Source organism: Streptomyces sp. NPDC059832 (assembly GCF_042731715.1).
Classification (GTDB): domain Bacteria; phylum Actinomycetota; class Actinomycetes; order Streptomycetales; family Streptomycetaceae; genus Streptomyces.
Genome location: NZ_JBHWIY010000006.1, coordinates 340,991 through 360,077 on the forward strand (window position 1 = coordinate 340,991; position 19,087 = coordinate 360,077).

The window sequence follows — 19,087 nt, forward strand, 5'->3', positions numbered from 1 at the left end:
ATCGCGTGGGGGGGACTCTAGAGCCGTCTGCTGTCCGTGTTCTTCTTCCCCCCATCCGGGGGAACCTCGCCCCTTCCCTCTCCCCCCCTCTCGTTTGTCGCGTCCTTCCCCCCCCCCCCCCCCAGGACATTGCGTCAGTCAGACGATTACACTGGTCCGCGTGCCTCAACTACGTCTCGCACTGAATCAGATCGACTCGACCGTCGGTGATCTCGCCGGCAACTCCGAGGCGATCGTCCACTGGACCCGGCACTCCGCCGAACAGGGCGCCCATCTGGTGGCGTTCCCGGAGATGGTGCTGACCGGCTACCCCGTCGAGGACCTGGCCCTGCGCCCGTCCTTCGTCGAGGCCTCGCGGCAGGCGCTGCGCGCGCTCGCCGCCCGGCTCGACGCGGAGGGCTTCGGGGAACTGCCGGTCGTGGTCGGTTACCTCGACCGCTCCGAGACGGCCCAGCCCCGCTACGGCCAGCCCGCCGGCTCCCCGCGGAACGCCGCCGCGGTGCTGCACCGCGGGCAGGTCGCGCTGACCTTCGCCAAGCACCACCTCCCCAACTACGGCGTCTTCGACGAGTTCCGGTACTTCGTGCCGGGCGACTCGATGCCGGTCGTACGGGTTCACGGCGTCGACGTGGCGCTCGCGATCTGCGAGGACCTCTGGCAGGACGGCGGCCGGGTGCCGGCCGCGCGGGCCGCCGGCGCCGGGCTGCTGCTGTCGATCAACGCCTCGCCGTACGAGCGGGACAAGGACGACACCCGGCTGGAACTGGTCCGCAAGCGGGCCCAGGAGGCGGGCTGCACCACCGCGTACCTGGCGATGATCGGCGGCCAGGACGAGCTGGTCTTCGACGGCGACTCGATCGTCGTCGACCGGGACGGCGAAGTGATCGCCCGTGCCCCGCAGTTCGCCGAGGGCAGCGTCGTACTCGACCTGGAGCTGCCGGCCGCCGCCCCGGAGCCGCCGTCCGGTGTCGTCAACGACGGACTGCGGATCGACCACGTGGTGCTCTCCGAGGAGCCCCTCCCGGCGTACCCGGCGGAGCTGGCCGGCGGGTACGCCGAGCGGCTGGACGACGACGAGGAGCTGTACTCGGCGCTGGTCGTGGGCCTGCGGGCGTACGCCGCCAAGAACGGCTTCAGCAGTGTGCTGATCGGGCTCTCCGGCGGGATCGACTCGGCGCTGGTCGCGGCGATCGCCTGCGACGCGCTGGGCGCGCAGAACGTGTACGGCATCTCGATGCCGTCGAAGTACTCCTCGGACCACTCCAAGGGCGACGCGGCCGAGCTGGCCCGCCGTACCGGGCTGAACTTCCGCACCGTACCGATCGAGCCGATGTTCGACGCGTACATGGGTGCGCTGGGGCTGACCGGTCTCGCCGAGGAGAACCTGCAGTCCCGGCTGCGCGGCACGATGCTGATGGCCGTCTCCAACCAGGAGGGCCAGATCGTCCTCGCGCCGGGCAACAAGTCCGAGCTGGCGGTCGGCTACTCGACGCTGTACGGCGACTCGGTCGGGGCGTACGGCCCGATCAAGGACGTCTACAAGACGTCGATCTTCCGCCTCGCGAAGTGGCGCAACCGGGCCGCCGAGGAGCGCGGGCAGATCCCGCCGATCCCGGAGGCGTCCATCATCAAGCCGCCCAGCGCCGAGCTGCGCCCGGGACAGGTCGACACGGACTCGCTGCCCGACTACGACGTACTGGACCGGATCCTGGAGCTGTACGTCGACCGGGACCAGGGGCTGGACGAGATCGTCGCGGCCGGGTTCGACGCGGCGCTGGTGGCGAAGACGCTGCGGATGGTGGACACGGCGGAGTACAAGCGGCGGCAGTACCCGCCGGGCACGAAGATCTCCCCGAAGGGCTTCGGCAAGGACCGGCGGCTGCCGATCACCAACCGGTGGCGCGAGTCGGGCTGAGCGGGGCGCGGGCCGCGCGTCCGCACGGGTCACCACCCTCGACGCCCCCGGTGCGCGTTCCCGGTCCAGCAGGCCCGCCGTGACCGCCACCGCCAGGCCGGCGACCGCGAGGGCCGCGCCGACCAGGGCCGGGGAGGTCCACCCCCAGCCCGCCGTGATCGCGACGCCGCCCAGCCACGCGCCGCCCGCGTTGGCGAGGTTGAACGCGGAGTGGTTGGAGGCCGACGCCAGGGTCGGGGCGTCCTTGGCCTTGTTCATGACCAGCATCTGGAGCGGCGTCGTCGTCATGAAGCCGACCCCGCCGAGCAGCACCACCAGCACCAGCGCGGCCCACCGCACATGGACGGCGAACGGGAAGAGGGCGAGGACGACGGCGAGCGCGCCGAGCGATCCGTACAGCGTCGGCCGCAGCGCCCGGTCCGTGAGCGGTCCCGCCGCGAGTGCGCCGAGCGTCATGCCGATGCCGAAGAGCGCGAGCACCGGCGTCACCGCGGACTCGCCGAAGCCCATCGCCTCGGTCGTCATGGCCGAGAGGTAGGAGTACACGGCGAAGACTCCGGCGAAGCCGAACACGGCGGTGAGCAGGCCGAGCAGCACCTGGCGGTTGCCGAGGGCGCGCAGCTCCCGGCCCAGGCCCTGGTGGGCGTCGACGGGCATCTGCGGTACGAGCCGGGCGAGCGCCGCCAGTGCGCAGAGCCCGATCGCCGCGACGACCAGGAACGTGGCCCGCCAGCCGAGGTGCTGGCCGAGCAGGGTGGCCGCCGGGACACCGACGACATTGGCGACGGTGAGGCCGAGGAACATGGTGGCCACGGCCCGCGCCCGGCGCCCCTCGGGGACCAGCCGGGCCGCGACGACCGCGCCGACGCCGAAGAACGCCCCGTGCGGCAGCCCGGCCAGGAACCGTCCGCCGAGCAGCCAGCCGAAGCCGGGGGCGAACGCGGAGGCGAGGTTGCCTACGGTGAAGAGGGCCATCAGCAGCAGGAGCATCCGCTTGCGCGGGATCCGGGAGCCGACGGCGGTGAGCAGCGGGGCCCCCACCACGACGCCGATCGCGTACGCCGAGACGAGGTGGCCGGCGGTGGGTACGGAGGTGCCCAGGTCGTCCGCGACATTGGGCAGCAGGCCCATCATCACGAACTCCGTGGTACCGATGCCGAAGGCGCTCACCGCGAGTGCGAGCAGGGCCAGGGGCATGAGGAGAGACCTTTCCGCAGGAAAGCCCGGCCCGCCCCGGCCGGGCAGGGCCAACCGGTGGGCGGGAGGCGGAGGAGGGAACCGGGCGGGCCGGCGCGCGGCCGGGTCCGGCGCCGTCGCCGGACGCCCTTGGTTCCCGAACGGAACAAATTCTCTCAGACGGTTTGTGCGCGCGGGTGAACGGACCGTTTCGTCGGAGTCCGTCCTCGGTGGCGGAACGGCTCAGCGCGTCACGGTTCGCCCTCGGTGGGGCGGAAGGGACCTCCGCGTCACAGTTCCACGCGCGCCACGATCGGCAGGTGGTCGCTGTCCGTCGCCGCGAGCGTCCACGAGGACATCGGTTCGACGCCCTTCACCAGGATCTGGTCGATCCGTGCCATCGGGAACGAGGCCGGCCAGCTGAAGCCGAAGCCGTCGCCGGCCGCGCCCTGGGTGGAGCGCATCTGGGAGCTGACCCCGTTCAGCGCGCGGTCGTTCATCGTGCCGTTGAGGTCACCGAGCAGGATCACCTTGCCGAGCCGTTCGTCGGCGATGGCCTCGCCCAGGGCGTCCGCGCTGTCGTCGCGCTGGTTGGCGGTGAATCCGGCGTGCAGTTTGACCCGTACGGACGGCAGATGCGCCACGTAGACGGCGACCTCGCCCTTCGGGGTCGTCACCGTGGAGCGCATCGCCCGGGTCCAGCCCATCTTGATGTCGACCGGCTTCGTGCCGCTCATCGGGTACTTGCTCCACAGGCCGACGGTCCCCTGCACCGAGTGGTACGGGTAGCGGTCGGCGAGTGCCGCCTCGTACGTCGCCACCTTGCCGCTCGGCAGTTCCTCCAGGGCGATGACATCGGCGCCGGAGTCCGCGACCGTTTGGGCGGTGCCCCTGGGGTCGGGATTGTCGGCGTTGACGTTGTGGGTGGCCACGGTGAGGTCGCCGCCGCTGCCGGACTTGTCGGTGAGCAGACCGCCGAAGACGTTGAACCAGACCACGACCGGCAGCAGCAGGGCGATCAGCGCGGTCGCCGAGCGCCGCACCAGGCCGAGGACCAGCAGCAGCGGGACGAACACCCCGATCCACGGCAGGAACGTCTCGGAGAGGCTGCCCAGGTTGCCGATGGCGTTCGGGATCCTGGCGTGGAAGACCATCACGAGGGTGAGGAGGACCGAGCAGAGGGCGAGGACGATGCCGCGCCGCCAGATGCCCGGGTCACGGGTCCACCTGTCGCGCAGGTCCCGGAGGCGGGATCCCGTCCCGGCACGCTCCGGTTCCGCACGGTCGTTCCCGGTGTCCGCTCCGTACGCCTGCACCATCGCGCTGTCCTCACTGCCTTGCCGTGCATGTCGCCGCGTCCACGACCCTAGGTGATGAGCGGCGGGTTTCCTGCCGTCGACGACGGCCGTACTGCCACGAGGACGAAGGGCGGGGTCCGCCGGGTTCCGACCGGGCGGGGGCCATACGGGCTTGTGACAGAACGATCACAATCGGACGGGTCCGATTCCGGTTTCCGGGTCCGGGAGTGTCAGGCGCCCGGGAGTGGCCGTACGGGGGTGCCGGGTGCCCGGGAGCGTCAGGCGTCGTCGGCCGGACGGGGCGCCAGGCCCTCGACCAGGACCCGGACGATGCGGTCGGCGAGGTCCTCGGGCAGCGGCGCGTCGGGCCGGTGGACGGTGCGTACGAGCATGGGCCCCAGGAACAGGTCGTCCATCAGCCCCACGTCCAGGTCCGCGCGGAGTTCGCCGGCGTCGACCGCGCGCTGCACGGCGGCCAGCATGGCCACGCGGCGGGGCGCGATGACGTTGCAGTGGTACTCCGCCCACAGCTTGGGGTGGCTCTTCATCTGCGCGAACACGTTGTGCAGCAGGACCGAGGAGCGCTGGGCCAGGCCGCGCCTGCGCAGCGATTCCAGCAGCAGCCGCAGGTCGTCGAGCCCGGCGGTGCCGGAGACGGCGGGTTCCGGCGGCTCCATGTCCCTCAGGACGTCGACGAAGAGTTCTTCCTTGCCGCTCCACCGCCGGTAGATGGTCGCCTTGCCGACCCCCGCGGTCCGGGCTATCCGCTCGATGGACAGGCCTGCCAGGGGCTCACCGGCCTCCAGCAGTTCGACGACGGCGTCCAGGATCGCCCGCTCGGCCGCCGCGCTGCGCGGCCGGCCCCGTCGTGGTTCCGGATCCTCCCGGAACGGCTGGTCCCGGTCCTGCACCTGTGCCTGTACCCGCACGTCGCTCCACCTCTCGCCGCACCGTCCGACCGCCGTCCCGATTCTCGCCGACGGTGGCGGTGGCTCCGTGCGCCGCCCCCGGTTCCCGGGGTCCGCCCGGGAACCGGGGCGGCGCTCTCGGCTCTTCCGGGCCGCCGGTCTCACCGGCCCGCCTCCGCCGCGCGCACCGACCGGTCGCCCTCGCCGGATCCGCCGGGCTCCGGTTCGGCGCGCGGCCTCCCCGGCAGGAACAGCGCGACCACGAGGGCGCCCACCAGGGCGATGGTCGCCGAACCGACGGCGGTGACATGCATGGCCTTCAGGAACGCGTCGTTGGCCGAGGCGACCAGCGGGGCGCCCGCCGGGCCCATCTTGTCCGCGATGCCGAGCGTCGCCTCGATCGACTCCCCCGCCGCCGCCCTGGCACCGGCCGGGAGCGCGCCGAGGTGCCCCTCGATGTCGCCCCGGTAGACGGTGGAGAGCACCGAGCCGAGCACGGCAACCCCGAGCGCCCCGCCGACCTGCCGGAAGGTGTTGTTGACGGCCGATCCGGAACCGGCCTTCTCCCGGGGCAGCGCCTGCATCACCGCGACGGTGACCGGCGTCATCACATGCGCCATGCCCGTGCCCTGGACGAAGAAGAGCAGACACAGCACCCAGACCGGTGTGGTGCCGTCGAACAACGCGAACGCCGCCAGTCCGACCGCGACCAGCAGCATGCCGACGGTGCAGGTGGCGCGGGCGCCGAAACGGTCGACGAACAGCCGGGCCCGGGGCGCGAAGATTATCTGGGTGGCGGCCAGCGGCAGCAGCATCAGACCCGCCTGGAGCGCGCTCCAGCCGCGCACGCTCTGCATGTAGAAGGCGGAGAAGAAGGTCACCCCCATCAGGGCGAAGAAGACCAGCGCTATGGCGGCGACGGCCGCGGCGAACGACGGCTCCCTGAAGTACGAGATGTCGATGGCCGGGTGGGTGGTGTGCTTCTCGTGCCAGACGAACCCGGCCAGGACGAGCAGACCGCCGAGACTCGACAGGAGCACGACCGGTTCGGTGAAGTCGGCGAGCTGGCCGCCGCGGATGATGCCGTACACCAGCATCACCAGGCCGACGATGGAGAGCACGACACCGAGCGGGTCGGTCCGGCCCGGGTTCGGGTCCTTGGAGTCCGGCACCAGCAGCACCATCGCGATCAGCGCCACGATCACCACGGGCACATTGACCAGGAAGATCGAACCCCACCAGAAGTGTTCGAGCAGCAGCCCGCCGGTGATCGGGCCGATCGCGATGGCCACACCGACACTGCCCGCCCAAATGCCGATGGCCCGGGGCTGCTCGTCGCGCTCGAAGACGTTCATCAGGACGGCGAGGGTGGCCGGCATGACGAACGCGGCGCCGAGGCCCATCAGGGCACGCCAGGTGATCAGCTGGGCGGGCGAGCCGGACATGGCGGCCAGCGCGGAGCCGACGCCGAAGAGCAGGATGCCGAAGAGCAGCACCTTCTTGCGGCCGATGCGGTCGCCGAGCAGGCCCGCGGTGAAGAGGAGTCCGGCGAAGACGAGCGTGTAGGCGTTGATCGCCCATTCCAGCTCGCTCTGGGTGGCCCCGAGGCCCGTGGGTGCGGGACTGGCGATGGTCTTGACCGCGACGTTCAGGATCGAGTTGTCCAGCACGACGATGAGCAGGCTGAACATCAGGACGACGAGGATCGCCCAGCGGCGACGGTGGACCGCCTCCGGGATCTGGGATTCGGCAGCGCGAGCACCGGACGGTATCGACATGGCAAGGAGCTTATCCGATTTCGATACGAGACCGTCTCGTATTGGAAACATGTGACCGGTGAGGTCGCCTTCCGGCCATGCGCTCACCGTCAATGTGCGGGCCCACTTCCCGTGGACCGTCACGGGATGCCACCATGGAACCGGTCCGGGGACGCCGTCAGGGCGCCTCGAGATGACGAAGGAGCCGTTCGCAATGTCGCTTCAGGCTGCGCGGAACCAGTCCGCAACATCCCCCGCGGGGGCCCCCACCGACAGCAGCAAGGCGCTGTACGGAGGCAAGAGCACCCGCCGTGTCTCCATCCACGACATCGCCGCCGCCACCGAGCGCGGCGAGAAGTGGCCCATGCTCACCGCCTACGACGCGATGACCGCGTCCGTCTTCGACGAGGCCGGAATCCCGGTCATGCTCGTCGGCGACTCCATGGGCAACTGCCATCTCGGCTACGAGACCACCGTGCCCGTCACGATGGACGAGATCGCGATCCTCTCCGCCGCGGTCGTCCGGGGCACCAGGCGTGCCCTGATCGTCGCGGACCTGCCCTTCGGGGCGTACCAGGAGAGCCCGGTCCAGGCCCTGCGCAACGCCACCCGGCTGATCAAGGAGTCCGGCGTCGGCGCGGTCAAGCTGGAGGGCGGCGAGCGCAGCCACGAGCAGATCAAGCTGCTGGTGGACGCCGGAATCCCGGTCATGGCCCACATCGGCCTGACCCCGCAGTCCGTCAACGCGATGGGCTACCGGGTGCAGGGCCGCGGCGAGGAGGCCGCCCAGCAGATGCTGCGCGACGCCAAGGCCGTGCAGGACGCGGGCGCGTTCGCCGTCGTCCTGGAGCTCGTACCGGCCGAGCTGGCCGCCGAGGTCACCCGCACCCTGCACATCCCGACCGTCGGCATCGGCGCCGGCCCCGACACGGACGCCCAGGTGCTGGTCCACACCGACATGGTCGGGCTGACCGGCGGCAAGGTGCCGCGCTTCACCAAGCAGTACGCGGACCTGCGCAAGGTGCTGGGCGACGCGGCGAAGGAGTTCGCGGAAGAGGTCGTGGGCGGCGCCTTCCCGGCCGCCGAGCACACCTTCCACTAGTTCCACCGGGGTCCGGTCGCGCACCGGGTCCCGGGGCACGGACCACTGCCCGCACCACCGACAGCCCGCCGACATCCCCCATCGGCGGGCTGTCGGCCCGCTGTCGGTGGACTGTCGGTGGCGGCTGGTCCGATGGTCGGCATGACGCGAATCGACAAGAACCCCAGGAGCGGCACGAACGCCGTCGAGGTACGGGGGCTGGTCAAGCACTACGGCACGACCAAGGCTCTGGACGGCGTGGACCTCGATGTCCGCGAAGGCACCGTGCTCGGTGTGCTCGGCCCCAACGGCGCCGGGAAGACCACGCTCGTACGCTGCCTCTCCACCCTGATAGTTCCCGACGCCGGGCACGCCACCGTGGCGGGCTACGACGTGGTGAAGCAGCCCCGGCAGCTGCGCCGCACCATCGGCCTGACCGGGCAGTACGCCTCGGTCGACGAGAAGCTCTCCGGCTGGGAGAACCTCTATATGATCGGGCGGCTGCTCGACCTGCCCCGCAAGACCGCCCGGTCCCGCGCGGACGAGCTGCTGGAGCGCTTCTCGCTCACCGACGCGGCCAAAAAGGCCGCGATGGACTACTCCGGCGGGATGCGGCGCCGGCTCGACCTGGCCGCCTCGATGATCGGCAGCCCGGCCGTCCTGTACCTGGACGAGCCGACGACGGGGCTGGACCCCCGCACCCGTAACGAGGTCTGGGACGAGGTGCAGCGGATGGTCGCGGAGGGGGCGACCGTGCTGCTCACCACCCAGTACATGGAAGAGGCCGAGCAGCTCGCCAACGAGCTGACCGTCATCGACAAGGGGAAGATCATCGCCCGCGGCGGTGTCGACGAGCTGAAGGCGAAGGTCGGCGGCCGCACCCTGCAGATCCGGCCCTCGGACCCGGCGCAGCTGGCCGCGATGGCGCAGGCCATCAGGGAGGCCGGTCTGGACGGTGTCGCGGGAGCGCAGGCCGTCCCGGACGAGGGGCTGCTGTACGTACCGATCCTCAGCGACGAACAGCTGACCTCCGTCATCGGCCTGCTCGGCACCCGGGGCTTCCCGCTGGCGCATGTGGCCACCGCGCTGCCCAGCCTGGACGAGGTGTTCCTGGCCATCACCGGCGAGAAGTCCGCTTCCGCCACCGACACGATCCCCGAGGAGGTCGCGGCATGAGCACGGCGACTCTGACACCCACGCCCACGCCCACCGAGTCCCCCCGGGCGAAGGCGGTCCACGACGAGGGCCGGATAGGGCTGCGGAACAATCTGCGGCACATCGGGGCGCTGGTGCGGCGCAACATGCTCCAGATCAAGAAGGATCCGGAGTCGATGTTCGACGCGCTCCTGATGCCGGTCGTCTTCACGCTGCTGTTCGTGTACGTCTTCGGCGGCTCGGTCGGCGGCAGCATGGGCGGCGGCCGGCAGGAGTATCTGAACTACCTGATACCCGGCCTGATGGCGATGATGGGCATGAACATCGCCATGGCGGTCGGCTCCGGGGTCAACGACGACTTCCGCAAGGGCGTCATGGACCGGTTCCGGACGATGCCGATCGCCCGTTCCTCGGTGCTCATCGCGAAGATCGTGGTCGAGCTGGGCCGGATGTTGGTCGCCACCCTCATCCTGCTGGCCATGGGCTTCGCCCTCGGCATGGAGCTCCAGGAGTCGGTGCTCGGGCTGATCGGGGCCATCGCGCTGTCGGCCGCGTTCGGCGCCGCCATCATGTGGATCTTCATCCTGCTCGGGCTGACCATGAAGACGACCCAGGCGGTCCAGGGAATGGGGATGCTCGTGCTGATGCCGCTCCAGTTCGGCTCCTCGATCTTCGCCCCGACGAAGACGATGCCCGGCTGGCTCCAGACGTTCACCGACTACAACCCGCTGTCCAACCTGGCCGACGCCGCGCGCGCCCTGATGATGGGCGGCCCGCTCGCCCACTCGGTCCTGGTGACGCTCGGCTGGACCGTGGTCATCACCGCGGTGATGGCCCCGCTCGCGGTCTCCAGGTTCCGCAAGAAGTCCTGACGGACGGGGTCACTCCCGGTACGCGTCCACGAGGGCGGTGGCCTCCTCCAGGGAGAGGCCGCCGCCCTCGGCGTACGCGCTCTCGTAGGCGGCCCGGCCGAGTACGCCGACGGCCAGTTCCTCCGCGCGGGCCCAGTCGTCCCGCTCCATCGACGTCGGCACATGGCCCCGGGGCAGCAGCTCCCGGCCCGTCCCCAGCAGCCGGGCCGCGGTGGTGGCCCGCCGCTCGCCGCCGATGCCGGCCAACGAGCGGGCGAGGGAGACGAGATGGATGACGGACATCTGCGGCGCCACCAACTGCGACAGCCGGTCGTGGGACCGCTCCAGCGCGACCAGGCCCCGGGGCAGGGCGTCCGCGTACCGCCCGTCCTGGTTGTCCAGCCAGGCCACCGCGCCCAGTACGACCCCCTCGAAGATCGCCATGGTCTCGGAGTGGAACTCCTCGCGCAGTACGGCCAGTTGCTCGCGCGCCTCGCCGGTGCGGCCACTGCGGCCCAGCCACATGGCCAGATGGAGCCGGGCGATGGACCTCGCATCGAGCCGCTCGGCGATCACCTCGCGCAGGATCGCCTCGCCCTCGGCGCCGCGGTCCATCTCGGTGAGCACGGCCGCGTATCTGGTGCGCAGGACCGCCACCTGGGAGGGGGCGCCCAGTTTGTTCGCATAGCCGATCGCGGCCTGGTAGTCCTCGGCCGCGCGCGCGTACTCGCCGCGCCGCTCGTGGGCCTCACCCCGTGCCGAGAGCGATTCGGCGATGCCCCAGTCGTCACCGATCCGGCTGAAGAGCGCCAGGCTCTCGTCGGCGTCCGTGCGCGCCTCGCCCGACCACTCGGGCCGGTTGGCCAGCACGTTGGCCCGCATCTGGAGGGCCGCGGCGAGCTCCCATTCGTAGCCGAACTCCCGGCAGGCGCGGACCGTCTCGTCCAGCAGCCCGCGCAGCCTGCCGGTCTCCCCGACGAGCATGACCGCGAAGAACCAGAGCGATGCCGGGACCCGGCAGGTCTGCGGCTGGCCGGTCCGGTAGGTGTTCGCGATGACACGCAGCCGGGCCATGCTCGGCTCGTCGGTCCACCTCTCCGTGGCGTGCTCCATGCTGACCAGCCGGATCAGGCCCGCCTGGCGGCGTGCCTCCTGGAGCAGCTCGGGCCCCATGGGCGGCGGTGCGTCGGTGCAGCGTTCGTGGATGGAGGGCGCGGGCTCGGCGGGCGGGGCGAAGGGGTCGGGGCCCAGCGCGGCGGCGGCTTCGGCCCAGTGCAGCGCGTCGCTGCTCAGATCGCGCATCTGCCAGTACCAGCACAGCGAGAGCACCATACAGAGCGCCTCCTGCTCGTCGCGGGCGGCGACGGCGTGGCGCAGGGCGGTGCGGATGTTCTCGTACTCGCGCTGGAGGAGCGCGATGGCGGACCGCTGTCCGGCGCCGCGGAGCCGGGGTTCCGTGGTACGGACCAGCTCCCGGAAGAACACCTGGTGACGCCGGACCACGGGGTCCCGCTCGGCCGCCTCGCCGAGCCGTTCGGCGGTGTACTCACCGACGGTCTCCAGCAGCCGGTAGCGCATCTCGCCGTCCTCGGCGGGCGCGGCGACGACGAGCGATTTGTCGACGAGGGAGCCGAGCAGCCCGGCGACCTCGCGCGCCTCCCGGGGTCCGTCCGCGCAGACCGCCTCGGCCGCGGTCAGGGTGCAGCCGCCCGCGAAGACGGAGAGCCGGCGCAGCACGGCGCGCTCGGGTTCGTCGAGCAGGTCCCAGGACCAGTCGACGACGGCGCGCAGGGTCTGCTGGCGGGGCAGTACGGTGCGGGCTCCGCTGGTGAGCAGGCGGAACCGGTCATCGAGCCGGTCGGCGATCTGGCGCGGGGTGAGCATCCGCAGCCGGGCGGCGGCGAGTTCGATGGCGAGCGGCAGCCCGTCGAGGCGGCGGCAGATCTCCGCCGCGGCGGCCGCGGTCTCCTCGTCGGCGTCGGCCCGAAAGCCCGGCCGGGCGGCGGCGCCGCGGTCGGCGAGCAGGCGCAGCGCCATCGGGTCGGGCAGCGGTTCGACGGGGCGGACGAACTCGCCCGGCACGCCGAGGGGTTCACGGCTGGTCGCGAGCACGGTGAGGTGCGGGCAGTGGGCGAGCAGGTGGTCGGCGAGGGCGGCGGCGGCCCCGACGAGGTGTTCGCAGTTGTCCAGGAGCAGCAGCATGCGGCGCCGGGAGCAGTGCTCGGTGAGGCGTGCGAGGGGGGCGCTCACGTTTCCCTCGGCGACCCTGAGCTCCTCGGCACCGGCGCCGCGCAGGACGGTCTCACGGGCGCCGAGCGCGGTCAGCACGGCCTCCGGCACCGCCTCGGGATCGTCGACGGGGGCGAGTTCGGCCAGCCAGACACCGTCCGGCCAGGCGGGCGCGACGGATTCGGCGGCCTCCTGGGAGAGCCGGGTCTTGCCCGCGCCGCCGGGGCCCAGGAGGGTGACGAGACGGGCGTGCGAGAGGTCCTCGCGCAGGACGTCGATATCGCCCTCGCGCCCGACGAAACTGGTCAGCCGGGCCCGGAGGTTGCCCTGCGGTGCGGCGGGGGCCCCGGTGCGGGCGGGCGGGTGCGGGGCGGCCGGTGCGGCCGGGCGCGCGGGCTCCTGGCGGAGCAGCTCGGCGTGGAGCGAGCGCAGCTCGGGGCCGGGGTCGGTGCCCAGACGGTCGGCGAGCACGGTGCGCACCTCGTCGTAGGCGGCCAGCGCCTGCGCCGTGCGCCCGGCGTCGCGCAGGGCCCGCAGCCGCAGCGTCTGAAGGGGTTCGTCGATCGGGTGCTCGGCGCACAGGGCGGCCAGTTCGGGCAGGGCCTCGTCCGCGTGGCCGAGCGCGAGGTCCGCGCGGAGCCTGTTGCGGCGGGCGTCCAGCCGCCGGGCCTCCCAGCGGGCCGCGTCGGCGCCGCGGTCGGGCAGATCGGCCAGGACCGGGCCGCGCCACAGGCCGAGCGCGTCGTCGAGCACGGTCCGGGCCTTCGCCGCGTCGCCCTCCTTCAGCGCCCGCGCCCCCTCCCCCGCGAGCCGCTCGAAGCGGTGCAGGTCGATGGCGTCCGGCTCGGCGGCCAGCCGGTAGCCGCTGTCCGCGGAGACCACCGCGTCGTGGCCGACGGCCCGCCGGAGCCGGCCGACGAGCGCCTGGAGGGCGCCCACCGCGTCGGCGGGCGGCTCGCCGTCCCACACCTCGTCGACGAGCACGGCGGCCGGGACGATGCGGCCGGGACGCAGCGCGAGGACGGTGAGCAGGGCGCGCAGCCGCGCCCCGCCGAGGGCGACGGCCGTGCCGTCGTCGCGAAGTGCCCGGGTCGTTCCGAGGATGCAGTAGCGCACCGGCCTATTGTCCGTGACCGGGATCGGGATGGGCACACATGTCCGACCGTGCCCCTGTGCGCGGTGTTCCTGGATCGTTCGTCATGCCCCCACCCTTTACGGAACCACTGCCCCGGCGCGAGACGTTTGTGGCGTGTCGGCGGTACGGTCGGGCTCGCCGCCCGCCGTACCGTTCCCTTCCGGCCACCCTCAGGAGTTCGCCGATGACCACCGCAGCAGCCCGCAGCGACCGGCGGATCAGCCCGGTCTTCCTCGGGATCGCCGCCGTGACGGCGGTGTCGGGATGGGCGGTGTGGACGGGCACCGGATATCCGTACGGCCTCGCGGTCTTCGTCTTCGTCACGGGGGCGTGGGTGGTCTCGCTCTGCCTGCACGAGTACGCGCACGCCCGCACCGCGCTGCACAGCGGGGACCTCTCGGTCGGCGCGAAGGGCTACCTCAGCCTCAATCCGCTCGCCTACACGCACGCTCTGCTCAGCATCGTGCTGCCGGTGCTGTTCGTGATCATGGGCGGTATCGGTCTGCCCGGCGGCGCCGTCTTCATCGAGCGGGGGCGGATCCGCGGTCGCTGGAGGCACAGCCTGATCTCGGCGGCGGGCCCGCTGACGAATGTGCTGTTCGCGCTGGTGTGCACGGCGCCGTTCTGGCTGCACGCGCTGGGCGGCGTCCCGAGGGAGTTCCGGTACGCGCTGGCGTTCCTGGCCCTGCTCCAGGTCACCGCGGCGATCCTGAACTTCCTGCCGGTCCCCGGACTGGACGGGTACGGGGTGATCGAGCCCTGGCTGTCGTACCGGATCCGGCGCCAGGTGGAACCGTTCGCGCAGTTCGGGCTGCTCGCGGTGTTCGGCGTGCTGTGGATCCCGGAGGTCAACCACGTCTTCTTCGACATGGTCCACGGTGTGCTGGATTCGCTGGGCGTGAACGGCCTGGGGACGGAGTGCGGCCGCGCCGCCTACCGGTTCTGGGAGAACTGGAACGAGGAGTATCCGGTCTGCGCGGTCGGCCCGTGACCCGGCGGACCGGCCGTCATCCGGCGGTCTGTGCGCGCTGCCGGCGCAGGTAGAACCACGCCATGTTGGACGAGAGCCCGGCCAGCAGCACCCAGACGATCCCGAGCAGGCTGCCCTGGACGAACGAGATCACGGCCGCGACGACGGCCAGGACACAGACGGTGATGGCGTAGAGAGCGAGTCGGGGCATGGGGGCGGCTCCTGTCGGGGGTGATGCACGGTCCCGTCCAGTGTCCCCCATGCCCCTTTCCGCTCGCCGCAGGGTGGGTCCGGCAGCGGCTCCGGCTCACACGTCGGTGGCGGCCGGTCCGGCTCACACGTCGATGGCGGCCGGTCCGGCTCACACGTCGATGGCGGCCGGTCCGGCTCAGACGTCGGTGGCGGCCGGTCCGGCTCAGACGTCGGTGGTACGGAGCCCGGCGTGCGCCTTGTAGCGGCGGTTGACCGAGATCAGGTTGGCGACCAGCGACTCCACCTGGTGCGCGTTGCGCAGCCGCCCGGCGAAGATGCCACGCATGCCGGGGATCCGGCCCGCCAGCGCCTGTACGAGGTCGGTGTCGGCGCGGGCCTCGCCCAGCACCAGCACATCGGTGTCGATCTCCTCGATGGCCTCGTCCTGCAGCAGCACCGCCGAGAGGTGGTGGAAGGCGGCGGTGACCCGGGACTCCGGCAGCAGGGCGGCGGCCTGCTCGGCGGCGCTGCCCTCCTCGGGCTTCAGCGCGTAGGCGCCCTTCTTGTCGAAGCCGAGCGGGTTGACGCAGTCGATGACGAGCTTGCCCGCGAGTTCGTCCCGCAGCGAGTCCAGGGTCTTGGCGTGGCCGTCCCACGGCACGGCGACGATCACGACATCGCTGCGGCGGGCGCACTCCGCGTTGTCCGCGCCCTCGACGCCGTGCCCCAGCTCCTCGGCGGCGCTCCGCGCACGGTCGGCGGCCCGGGAGCCGATGATCACCTGCTGCCCGGCGCGGGCGAACCGGTAGGCCAGGCCGCGCCCCTGGGGGCCGGTGCCACCGAGCACCCCGACGGTCAGCCCGGAGACGTCGGGAAGGTCCCAGGGGTCCTTGGCGGGGGGCTTGGCCGCGCTGTCACTGCCATTCGTAGTCATGGCTCCGACATTACTGCCCGCCACGGAGCGGGACCCGGTGTCACCCCTCGTTCCCCGTTCGACTGGTCCGGAGCCGTTCCCCGGTGCCGGGCACCGGTCCTGGGGCATGATGCCGGGCCATGGATGCCGTACGCGTCGCCCTGCTCCGTGAAGTGCTCGCCGGGACCGAGTGGCCCGCCGCCACCCGGCGGTTCGCCGGAGCGCTGAGGTCGTCCGTCGTCCCGCACGGCGGCGGTCTGCTGCTGGTGGGGACGGCGGCGTACGAGCCGTGGCATCTGGCGGCGCATCTGGTCGACGAGTCCACCTGGTCCGGGCTGCCGGAGCTGGCCCCCACCCTGGTACGCCACCGGGTGGAGCCGGGCGGCCCCGCGCATCTGGCCGTCGGTCTGGGCCGGATCGAGGCGGCCGGGCGGGGCGAGACGCTGCTCCTGGTGGCCCCGGAGCGGCCCGGCGCGGGGCTGCTGGAGCGGGTGCACGACGCACGGCGCGCGGGGGCCACGGTGCTCTCGCTGAACGACGGCGACCCGGAGGTGCGCGGGCTCGCCCACGAGACGCTCGCGGTGACCGGCGACGACGACGTCGACCTGGACACCGTGCAGCATCTGGTGAGCGCGGCGGCCGGGGAGAACAGCGCCCCCGCGCCGCGTGGCCGCCGCGGCTTCCGGGACCGGCTGTCCCGGCTCGCCGACCAGCTGACGTCCCCTCCTCCCGCCCGCTGGTGAGAGCCCGGCGGCCGGACAGAGGGGCCGCCGCGGAAAAGCTGTTGCGGCGGCACCTGCCGCGCCGGAGCATGGCCCCCCGTGACCACTGCTCCGTCCCCGGCCGCCCGGCTGGCCGCTCTGCTGCCCGATCTCTCGCCCCTGCGCTCCTCCGCCGACTTCCGGCTGCTGTGGATCCAGGGCCTGGTGACGTACTTCGGCAGCTTCATGGCGATGATCGCGCTGCCGCTCCAGATCAAGGAGCTGACGGGTTCGCCGCTGGCCGTCGGCGTGATGGGCGCGGTCGAGCTGGTGCCGCTGGTGGTCTTCGGTCTGTACGGCGGGGCGCTCGCGGACTCCGCGGACCGCCGCAAGGTGATCCTGGCCACCGAGGCGGGGCTGGGGGTGCTCGCCCTGGTGCTCCTGGTCAACGCGGCGCTGCCCACCCCGATGCTCTGGCCGCTCTATCTGGTGGCGGCCGGGGTCTCCGCGCTCGCCGGGCTCCAGCGGCCCGCGCTGGACTCCCTGATGGCCCGGATCGTGCCGCACGAGCAGCTGACCGCGGCCGCCGCGCTGAACTCGTTGCGCTGGCAGTTCGGCGCGATCACCGGTCCGGCGGTGGCGGGGCTGGTGGTCGCCTACGCCGGGCACGCCACGGCGTACACGGTCACGGTGGCCACCTTCGCCGTCTCCGTGCTCCTGTGTCTGCGTCTGACGCCCGCGCCGCCCGCCCGGGACAACGCGAAGCCGTCGCTGCGCGGCATCGTGGAGGGCGCGAAGTACGCCTGGAGCCGGCCGGTGCTGCTGGGGACGTACGCGGTCGACATGGCCGCGATGTTCTTCGCCTTCCCGAACGCGATCTTCCCGTTCCTGGCGGACGACCTGCACGCCGACTGGGCGCTGGGCCTGATGTACGCCGCGGACTCGGTCGGCTCGCTGGTGCTGGGGCTGACCAGCGGCTGGACGTCGCGGGTGCGGCGGCACGGGCTGTTCGTGGTGTTCGGGGCGGCGGTCTGGGGGCTGGCCATCGCGGCGGCCGGATGGTTCGGCAATGTGTGGCTGGTGCTGGTCTGCCTGGCGGTGGCGGGCGCGGGCGACATGCTCAGCGGTCTCGGCCGCTCCACGATCTGGAACCAGACCATCCCGGAGGAGCTGCGGGGCCGGCTGGCGGGCATCGAGGTGCTCTCGTACAGCGTCGGCCCGCAGCTGGGCCAGGTGCGGGCCGGTGCGATGGCGGGCTGGACGGGGACCCGCTCGGCGATCTGGAGCGGCGGTGTGGCGTGCGTGGCCTCGGTCGCGCTGCTCACGGCAGCGCTTCCGAAGCTGCTCACCTACGACTCCGACACGGACGAGGACGCGCTGCGCAGGCGGGACGCCAGGAAGTCCAGCCCGTCACCCGACAGGCTCTGAGGAGCGGGCCCCCGGGGCGGGGGCCCGGCCCGGCGCCCCGGGTCATGCCTCCGGATCGGGCGGCGTGCCCCCGTCATGCCACTTGGGGTCGTTCTCCCACTCCAGGTTCCGCTCCCGGGCGGTGTCCATGGCGTGCTGTGCCTCCTCGCGGGAGGTGTAGGGCCCGAAACGGTCCTTGGCCGGGCACTCGGGGCCCTCCTCGACCTTGTGATGCTCCAGGCAGTAGTACCACTCGCCCGGCTTGCCGACCGTGCGCTTCTTGAACAGGGCCATCAGCGGCTCCTTCCCTCGGGGCCATGCTGCCCCAAGCGCGCTGGTTAGACTCGCTGACATGTCTGGCCAGTCGCTGCTCGCACCCGGGGAGATCACTCCCATCCGCTCCGTGCCCGGAAAGATCCGGCGCCCCGAATACGTGGGCAAGCCGGCCCCCACCCCGTACACCGGTCCGGAGGTCCAGGACACCGACACCGTCGAGCGCATGCGCGTCGCCGGCCGGATCGCCGCGCAGGCGATGGCGGAGGCCGCGAAGCACATCGCCCCGGGTGTCACCACGGACGAACTCGACCGGGTCGCCCATGAGTTCATGTGCGACCACGGCGCGTACCCGTCGACGCTCGGCTACCGCGGGTTCCCCAAGTCGCTCTGCACCTCGCTCAACGAGGTGATCTGCCACGGCATCCCGGACTCCACGGTGCTGCGCGACGGCGACATCGTGAACCTCGACGTCACGGCGTACATCGACGGTGTGCACGGCGACAACAACGCCACGTATCTCTGCGGCGACGTGGACGAGGAGTCCCGGCTCCTCGTGGAGCGCACCGAGGAGTCGCTGAACCGGGCGATCAAGGCGGTCCGGCCGGGGCGGCAGGTCAATGTGATCGGTCGGGTCATCGAGTCGTACGCCAAGCGCTTCGGTTACGGGGTGGTGCGGGACTTCACCGGGCACGGGATCAGTTCCTCGTTCCACTCCGGCCTGATCATTCCGCACTACGACAGCCCGCACGCGACCACCGTGATGCAGCCCGGGATGACGTTCACCATCGAGCCGATGCTGACGCTGGGCAGCCACGACTACGACATGTGGGACGACGGCTGGACCGTGGTGACGAAGGACCGCAAGCGCACCGCGCAGTTCGAGCACACGCTGGTGGTGACGGAGACGGGCGCCGAGATCCTGACGCTCCCGTAGTCCCCCGTCGCCGTCTCCCGTCCCCCGTCCCCCCGGACAGTTCCTCCCTGAAAGCGGCCGCCCCCCGGGCGGCCGCTTTCGCGTACCCCCCGCAGAGGTGGAACCAGGCGTATCGTTTTTACCGACAGAGCGTCGGGAAGTTATTGACTTAGGTAAGCCTAAGTAGGAAGATCGGGGTTGTCGACAGCC

Annotated in this window: 15 protein-coding genes and 1 pseudogene; 8 read left to right on the forward strand and 8 right to left on the reverse strand. The window is 72.0% G+C overall.

Annotated features, from left to right (window positions below):
- The first annotated feature begins 160 nt into the window (after nucleotides 1-160).
- Nucleotides 161-1,915: an NAD+ synthase gene (locus ACFV8T_RS13800; protein ID WP_385327236.1), complete on the forward strand. Its 1,755-nt coding sequence runs from the start codon at nucleotides 161-163 to the stop codon at nucleotides 1,913-1,915.
- 6 nt (nucleotides 1,916-1,921) lie between these two features.
- On the opposite strand, the pseudogene ACFV8T_RS13805 reads toward ACFV8T_RS13800, so the two are convergent.
- The 4 genes and pseudogenes from ACFV8T_RS13805 to ACFV8T_RS13820 form a co-directional block, all read right to left on the reverse strand.
- A pseudogene (locus ACFV8T_RS13805) lies at nucleotides 1,922-3,112 on the reverse strand (MFS transporter); the annotation flags it as partial.
- Between the two features lie 269 nt (nucleotides 3,113-3,381).
- On the reverse strand, nucleotides 3,382-4,410 hold the full coding sequence (locus ACFV8T_RS13810; protein WP_385327238.1) for an endonuclease/exonuclease/phosphatase family protein: 1,029 nt from the start codon (nucleotides 4,408-4,410) through the stop codon (nucleotides 3,382-3,384).
- A gap of 257 nt (nucleotides 4,411-4,667) precedes the next feature.
- On the reverse strand, nucleotides 4,668-5,318 hold the full coding sequence (locus tag ACFV8T_RS13815) for a TetR/AcrR family transcriptional regulator (RefSeq protein ID WP_385327240.1): 651 nt from the start codon (nucleotides 5,316-5,318) through the stop codon (nucleotides 4,668-4,670).
- Between the two features lie 140 nt (nucleotides 5,319-5,458).
- Nucleotides 5,459-7,075: an MFS transporter gene (locus ACFV8T_RS13820; RefSeq protein WP_385327242.1), complete on the reverse strand. Its 1,617-nt coding sequence runs from the start codon at nucleotides 7,073-7,075 to the stop codon at nucleotides 5,459-5,461.
- A 193-nt stretch (nucleotides 7,076-7,268) separates the two neighbouring features.
- Here ACFV8T_RS13820 and panB point away from each other — a divergent pair, with 193 nt between their 5' ends.
- From panB to ACFV8T_RS13835, 3 genes are all read left to right on the forward strand, one after another.
- Complete coding sequence (gene panB, locus ACFV8T_RS13825) at nucleotides 7,269-8,156, forward strand: 3-methyl-2-oxobutanoate hydroxymethyltransferase (protein ID WP_385327244.1); 888 nt, start codon at nucleotides 7,269-7,271, stop codon at nucleotides 8,154-8,156.
- A gap of 132 nt (nucleotides 8,157-8,288) precedes the next feature.
- The gene (locus ACFV8T_RS13830) at nucleotides 8,289-9,311 is read left to right on the forward strand and encodes an ATP-binding cassette domain-containing protein (RefSeq protein ID WP_385327374.1); all 1,023 of its coding nucleotides are present in this window, start codon (nucleotides 8,289-8,291) and stop codon (nucleotides 9,309-9,311) included.
- Nucleotides 9,308-10,162 carry an ABC transporter permease gene (locus ACFV8T_RS13835; protein ID WP_385327246.1) on the forward strand — a complete coding sequence of 285 codons (855 nt, stop codon included), beginning with the start codon at nucleotides 9,308-9,310 and terminating at the stop codon, nucleotides 10,160-10,162. Before ACFV8T_RS13830 ends, ACFV8T_RS13835 begins: the two co-directional genes overlap by 4 nt.
- Nucleotides 10,163-10,171: 9 nt before the next feature.
- Here ACFV8T_RS13835 and ACFV8T_RS13840 read toward each other — a convergent pair whose 3' ends face one another.
- A complete protein-coding gene (locus tag ACFV8T_RS13840) occupies nucleotides 10,172-13,486 on the reverse strand; it encodes a BTAD domain-containing putative transcriptional regulator (RefSeq protein WP_385327248.1) in 3,315 nt (1,104 codons plus the stop codon).
- A 203-nt stretch (nucleotides 13,487-13,689) separates the two neighbouring features.
- Between ACFV8T_RS13840 and ACFV8T_RS13845 the strand changes: the two genes are divergently transcribed.
- Nucleotides 13,690-14,496, forward strand: coding sequence for a site-2 protease family protein (locus ACFV8T_RS13845; protein WP_385327250.1), 807 nt, complete (start codon nucleotides 13,690-13,692; stop codon nucleotides 14,494-14,496).
- A gap of 16 nt (nucleotides 14,497-14,512) precedes the next feature.
- Here the strand turns inward: ACFV8T_RS13845 and ACFV8T_RS13850 are convergent, their stop codons facing one another.
- Nucleotides 14,513-14,686: a hypothetical protein gene (locus ACFV8T_RS13850; RefSeq protein WP_385327252.1), complete on the reverse strand. Its 174-nt coding sequence runs from the start codon at nucleotides 14,684-14,686 to the stop codon at nucleotides 14,513-14,515.
- A 204-nt stretch (nucleotides 14,687-14,890) separates the two neighbouring features.
- On the reverse strand, nucleotides 14,891-15,601 hold the full coding sequence (gene npdG, locus ACFV8T_RS13855; RefSeq protein WP_385327254.1) for an NADPH-dependent F420 reductase: 711 nt from the start codon (nucleotides 15,599-15,601) through the stop codon (nucleotides 14,891-14,893).
- A 119-nt stretch (nucleotides 15,602-15,720) separates the two neighbouring features.
- Here npdG and ACFV8T_RS13860 point away from each other — a divergent pair, with 119 nt between their 5' ends.
- Nucleotides 15,721-16,323 carry a hypothetical protein gene (locus ACFV8T_RS13860; RefSeq protein ID WP_385327256.1) on the forward strand — a complete coding sequence of 201 codons (603 nt, stop codon included), beginning with the start codon at nucleotides 15,721-15,723 and terminating at the stop codon, nucleotides 16,321-16,323.
- A gap of 78 nt (nucleotides 16,324-16,401) precedes the next feature.
- Nucleotides 16,402-17,709: an MFS transporter gene (locus ACFV8T_RS13865; protein WP_385327258.1), complete on the forward strand. Its 1,308-nt coding sequence runs from the start codon at nucleotides 16,402-16,404 to the stop codon at nucleotides 17,707-17,709.
- Nucleotides 17,710-17,751: 42 nt separating this feature from the next.
- Here ACFV8T_RS13865 and ACFV8T_RS13870 read toward each other — a convergent pair whose 3' ends face one another.
- Nucleotides 17,752-17,982, reverse strand: a complete 231-nt coding sequence (locus ACFV8T_RS13870) for a hypothetical protein (protein ID WP_266420007.1) — start codon at nucleotides 17,980-17,982, stop codon at nucleotides 17,752-17,754.
- A 58-nt stretch (nucleotides 17,983-18,040) separates the two neighbouring features.
- Here ACFV8T_RS13870 and map point away from each other — a divergent pair, with 58 nt between their 5' ends.
- On the forward strand, nucleotides 18,041-18,898 hold the full coding sequence (gene map / locus ACFV8T_RS13875; protein ID WP_385327261.1) for a type I methionyl aminopeptidase: 858 nt from the start codon (nucleotides 18,041-18,043) through the stop codon (nucleotides 18,896-18,898).
- The last annotated feature ends 189 nt before the right edge of the window (nucleotides 18,899-19,087 follow it).

What these genes read in the sequence shown, in the direction of transcription:
- ACFV8T_RS13870 (WP_266420007.1), bottom strand. Translation starts at nt 17,982, where the DNA reads ATGGCCCTGTTCAAGAAGCGCACGGTCGGCAAGCCGGGCGAGTGGTAC.
- ACFV8T_RS13810 (WP_385327238.1), bottom strand. Translation starts at nt 4,410, where the DNA reads ATGGTGCAGGCGTACGGAGCGGACACCGGGAACGACCGTGCGGAACCG.
- ACFV8T_RS13830 (WP_385327374.1), top strand. Translation starts at nt 8,289, where the DNA reads ATGGTCGGCATGACGCGAATCGACAAGAACCCCAGGAGCGGCACGAAC.
- ACFV8T_RS13820 (WP_385327242.1), bottom strand. Translation starts at nt 7,075, where the DNA reads ATGTCGATACCGTCCGGTGCTCGCGCTGCCGAATCCCAGATCCCGGAG.
- ACFV8T_RS13845 (WP_385327250.1), top strand. Translation starts at nt 13,690, where the DNA reads ATGACCACCGCAGCAGCCCGCAGCGACCGGCGGATCAGCCCGGTCTTC.
- ACFV8T_RS13850 (WP_385327252.1), bottom strand. Translation starts at nt 14,686, where the DNA reads ATGCCCCGACTCGCTCTCTACGCCATCACCGTCTGTGTCCTGGCCGTC.
- map (WP_385327261.1), top strand. Translation starts at nt 18,041, where the DNA reads ATGTCTGGCCAGTCGCTGCTCGCACCCGGGGAGATCACTCCCATCCGC.
- ACFV8T_RS13860 (WP_385327256.1), top strand. Translation starts at nt 15,721, where the DNA reads ATGGATGCCGTACGCGTCGCCCTGCTCCGTGAAGTGCTCGCCGGGACC.
- npdG (WP_385327254.1), bottom strand. Translation starts at nt 15,601, where the DNA reads ATGACTACGAATGGCAGTGACAGCGCGGCCAAGCCCCCCGCCAAGGAC.
- ACFV8T_RS13835 (WP_385327246.1), top strand. Translation starts at nt 9,308, where the DNA reads ATGAGCACGGCGACTCTGACACCCACGCCCACGCCCACCGAGTCCCCC.
- panB (WP_385327244.1), top strand. Translation starts at nt 7,269, where the DNA reads ATGTCGCTTCAGGCTGCGCGGAACCAGTCCGCAACATCCCCCGCGGGG.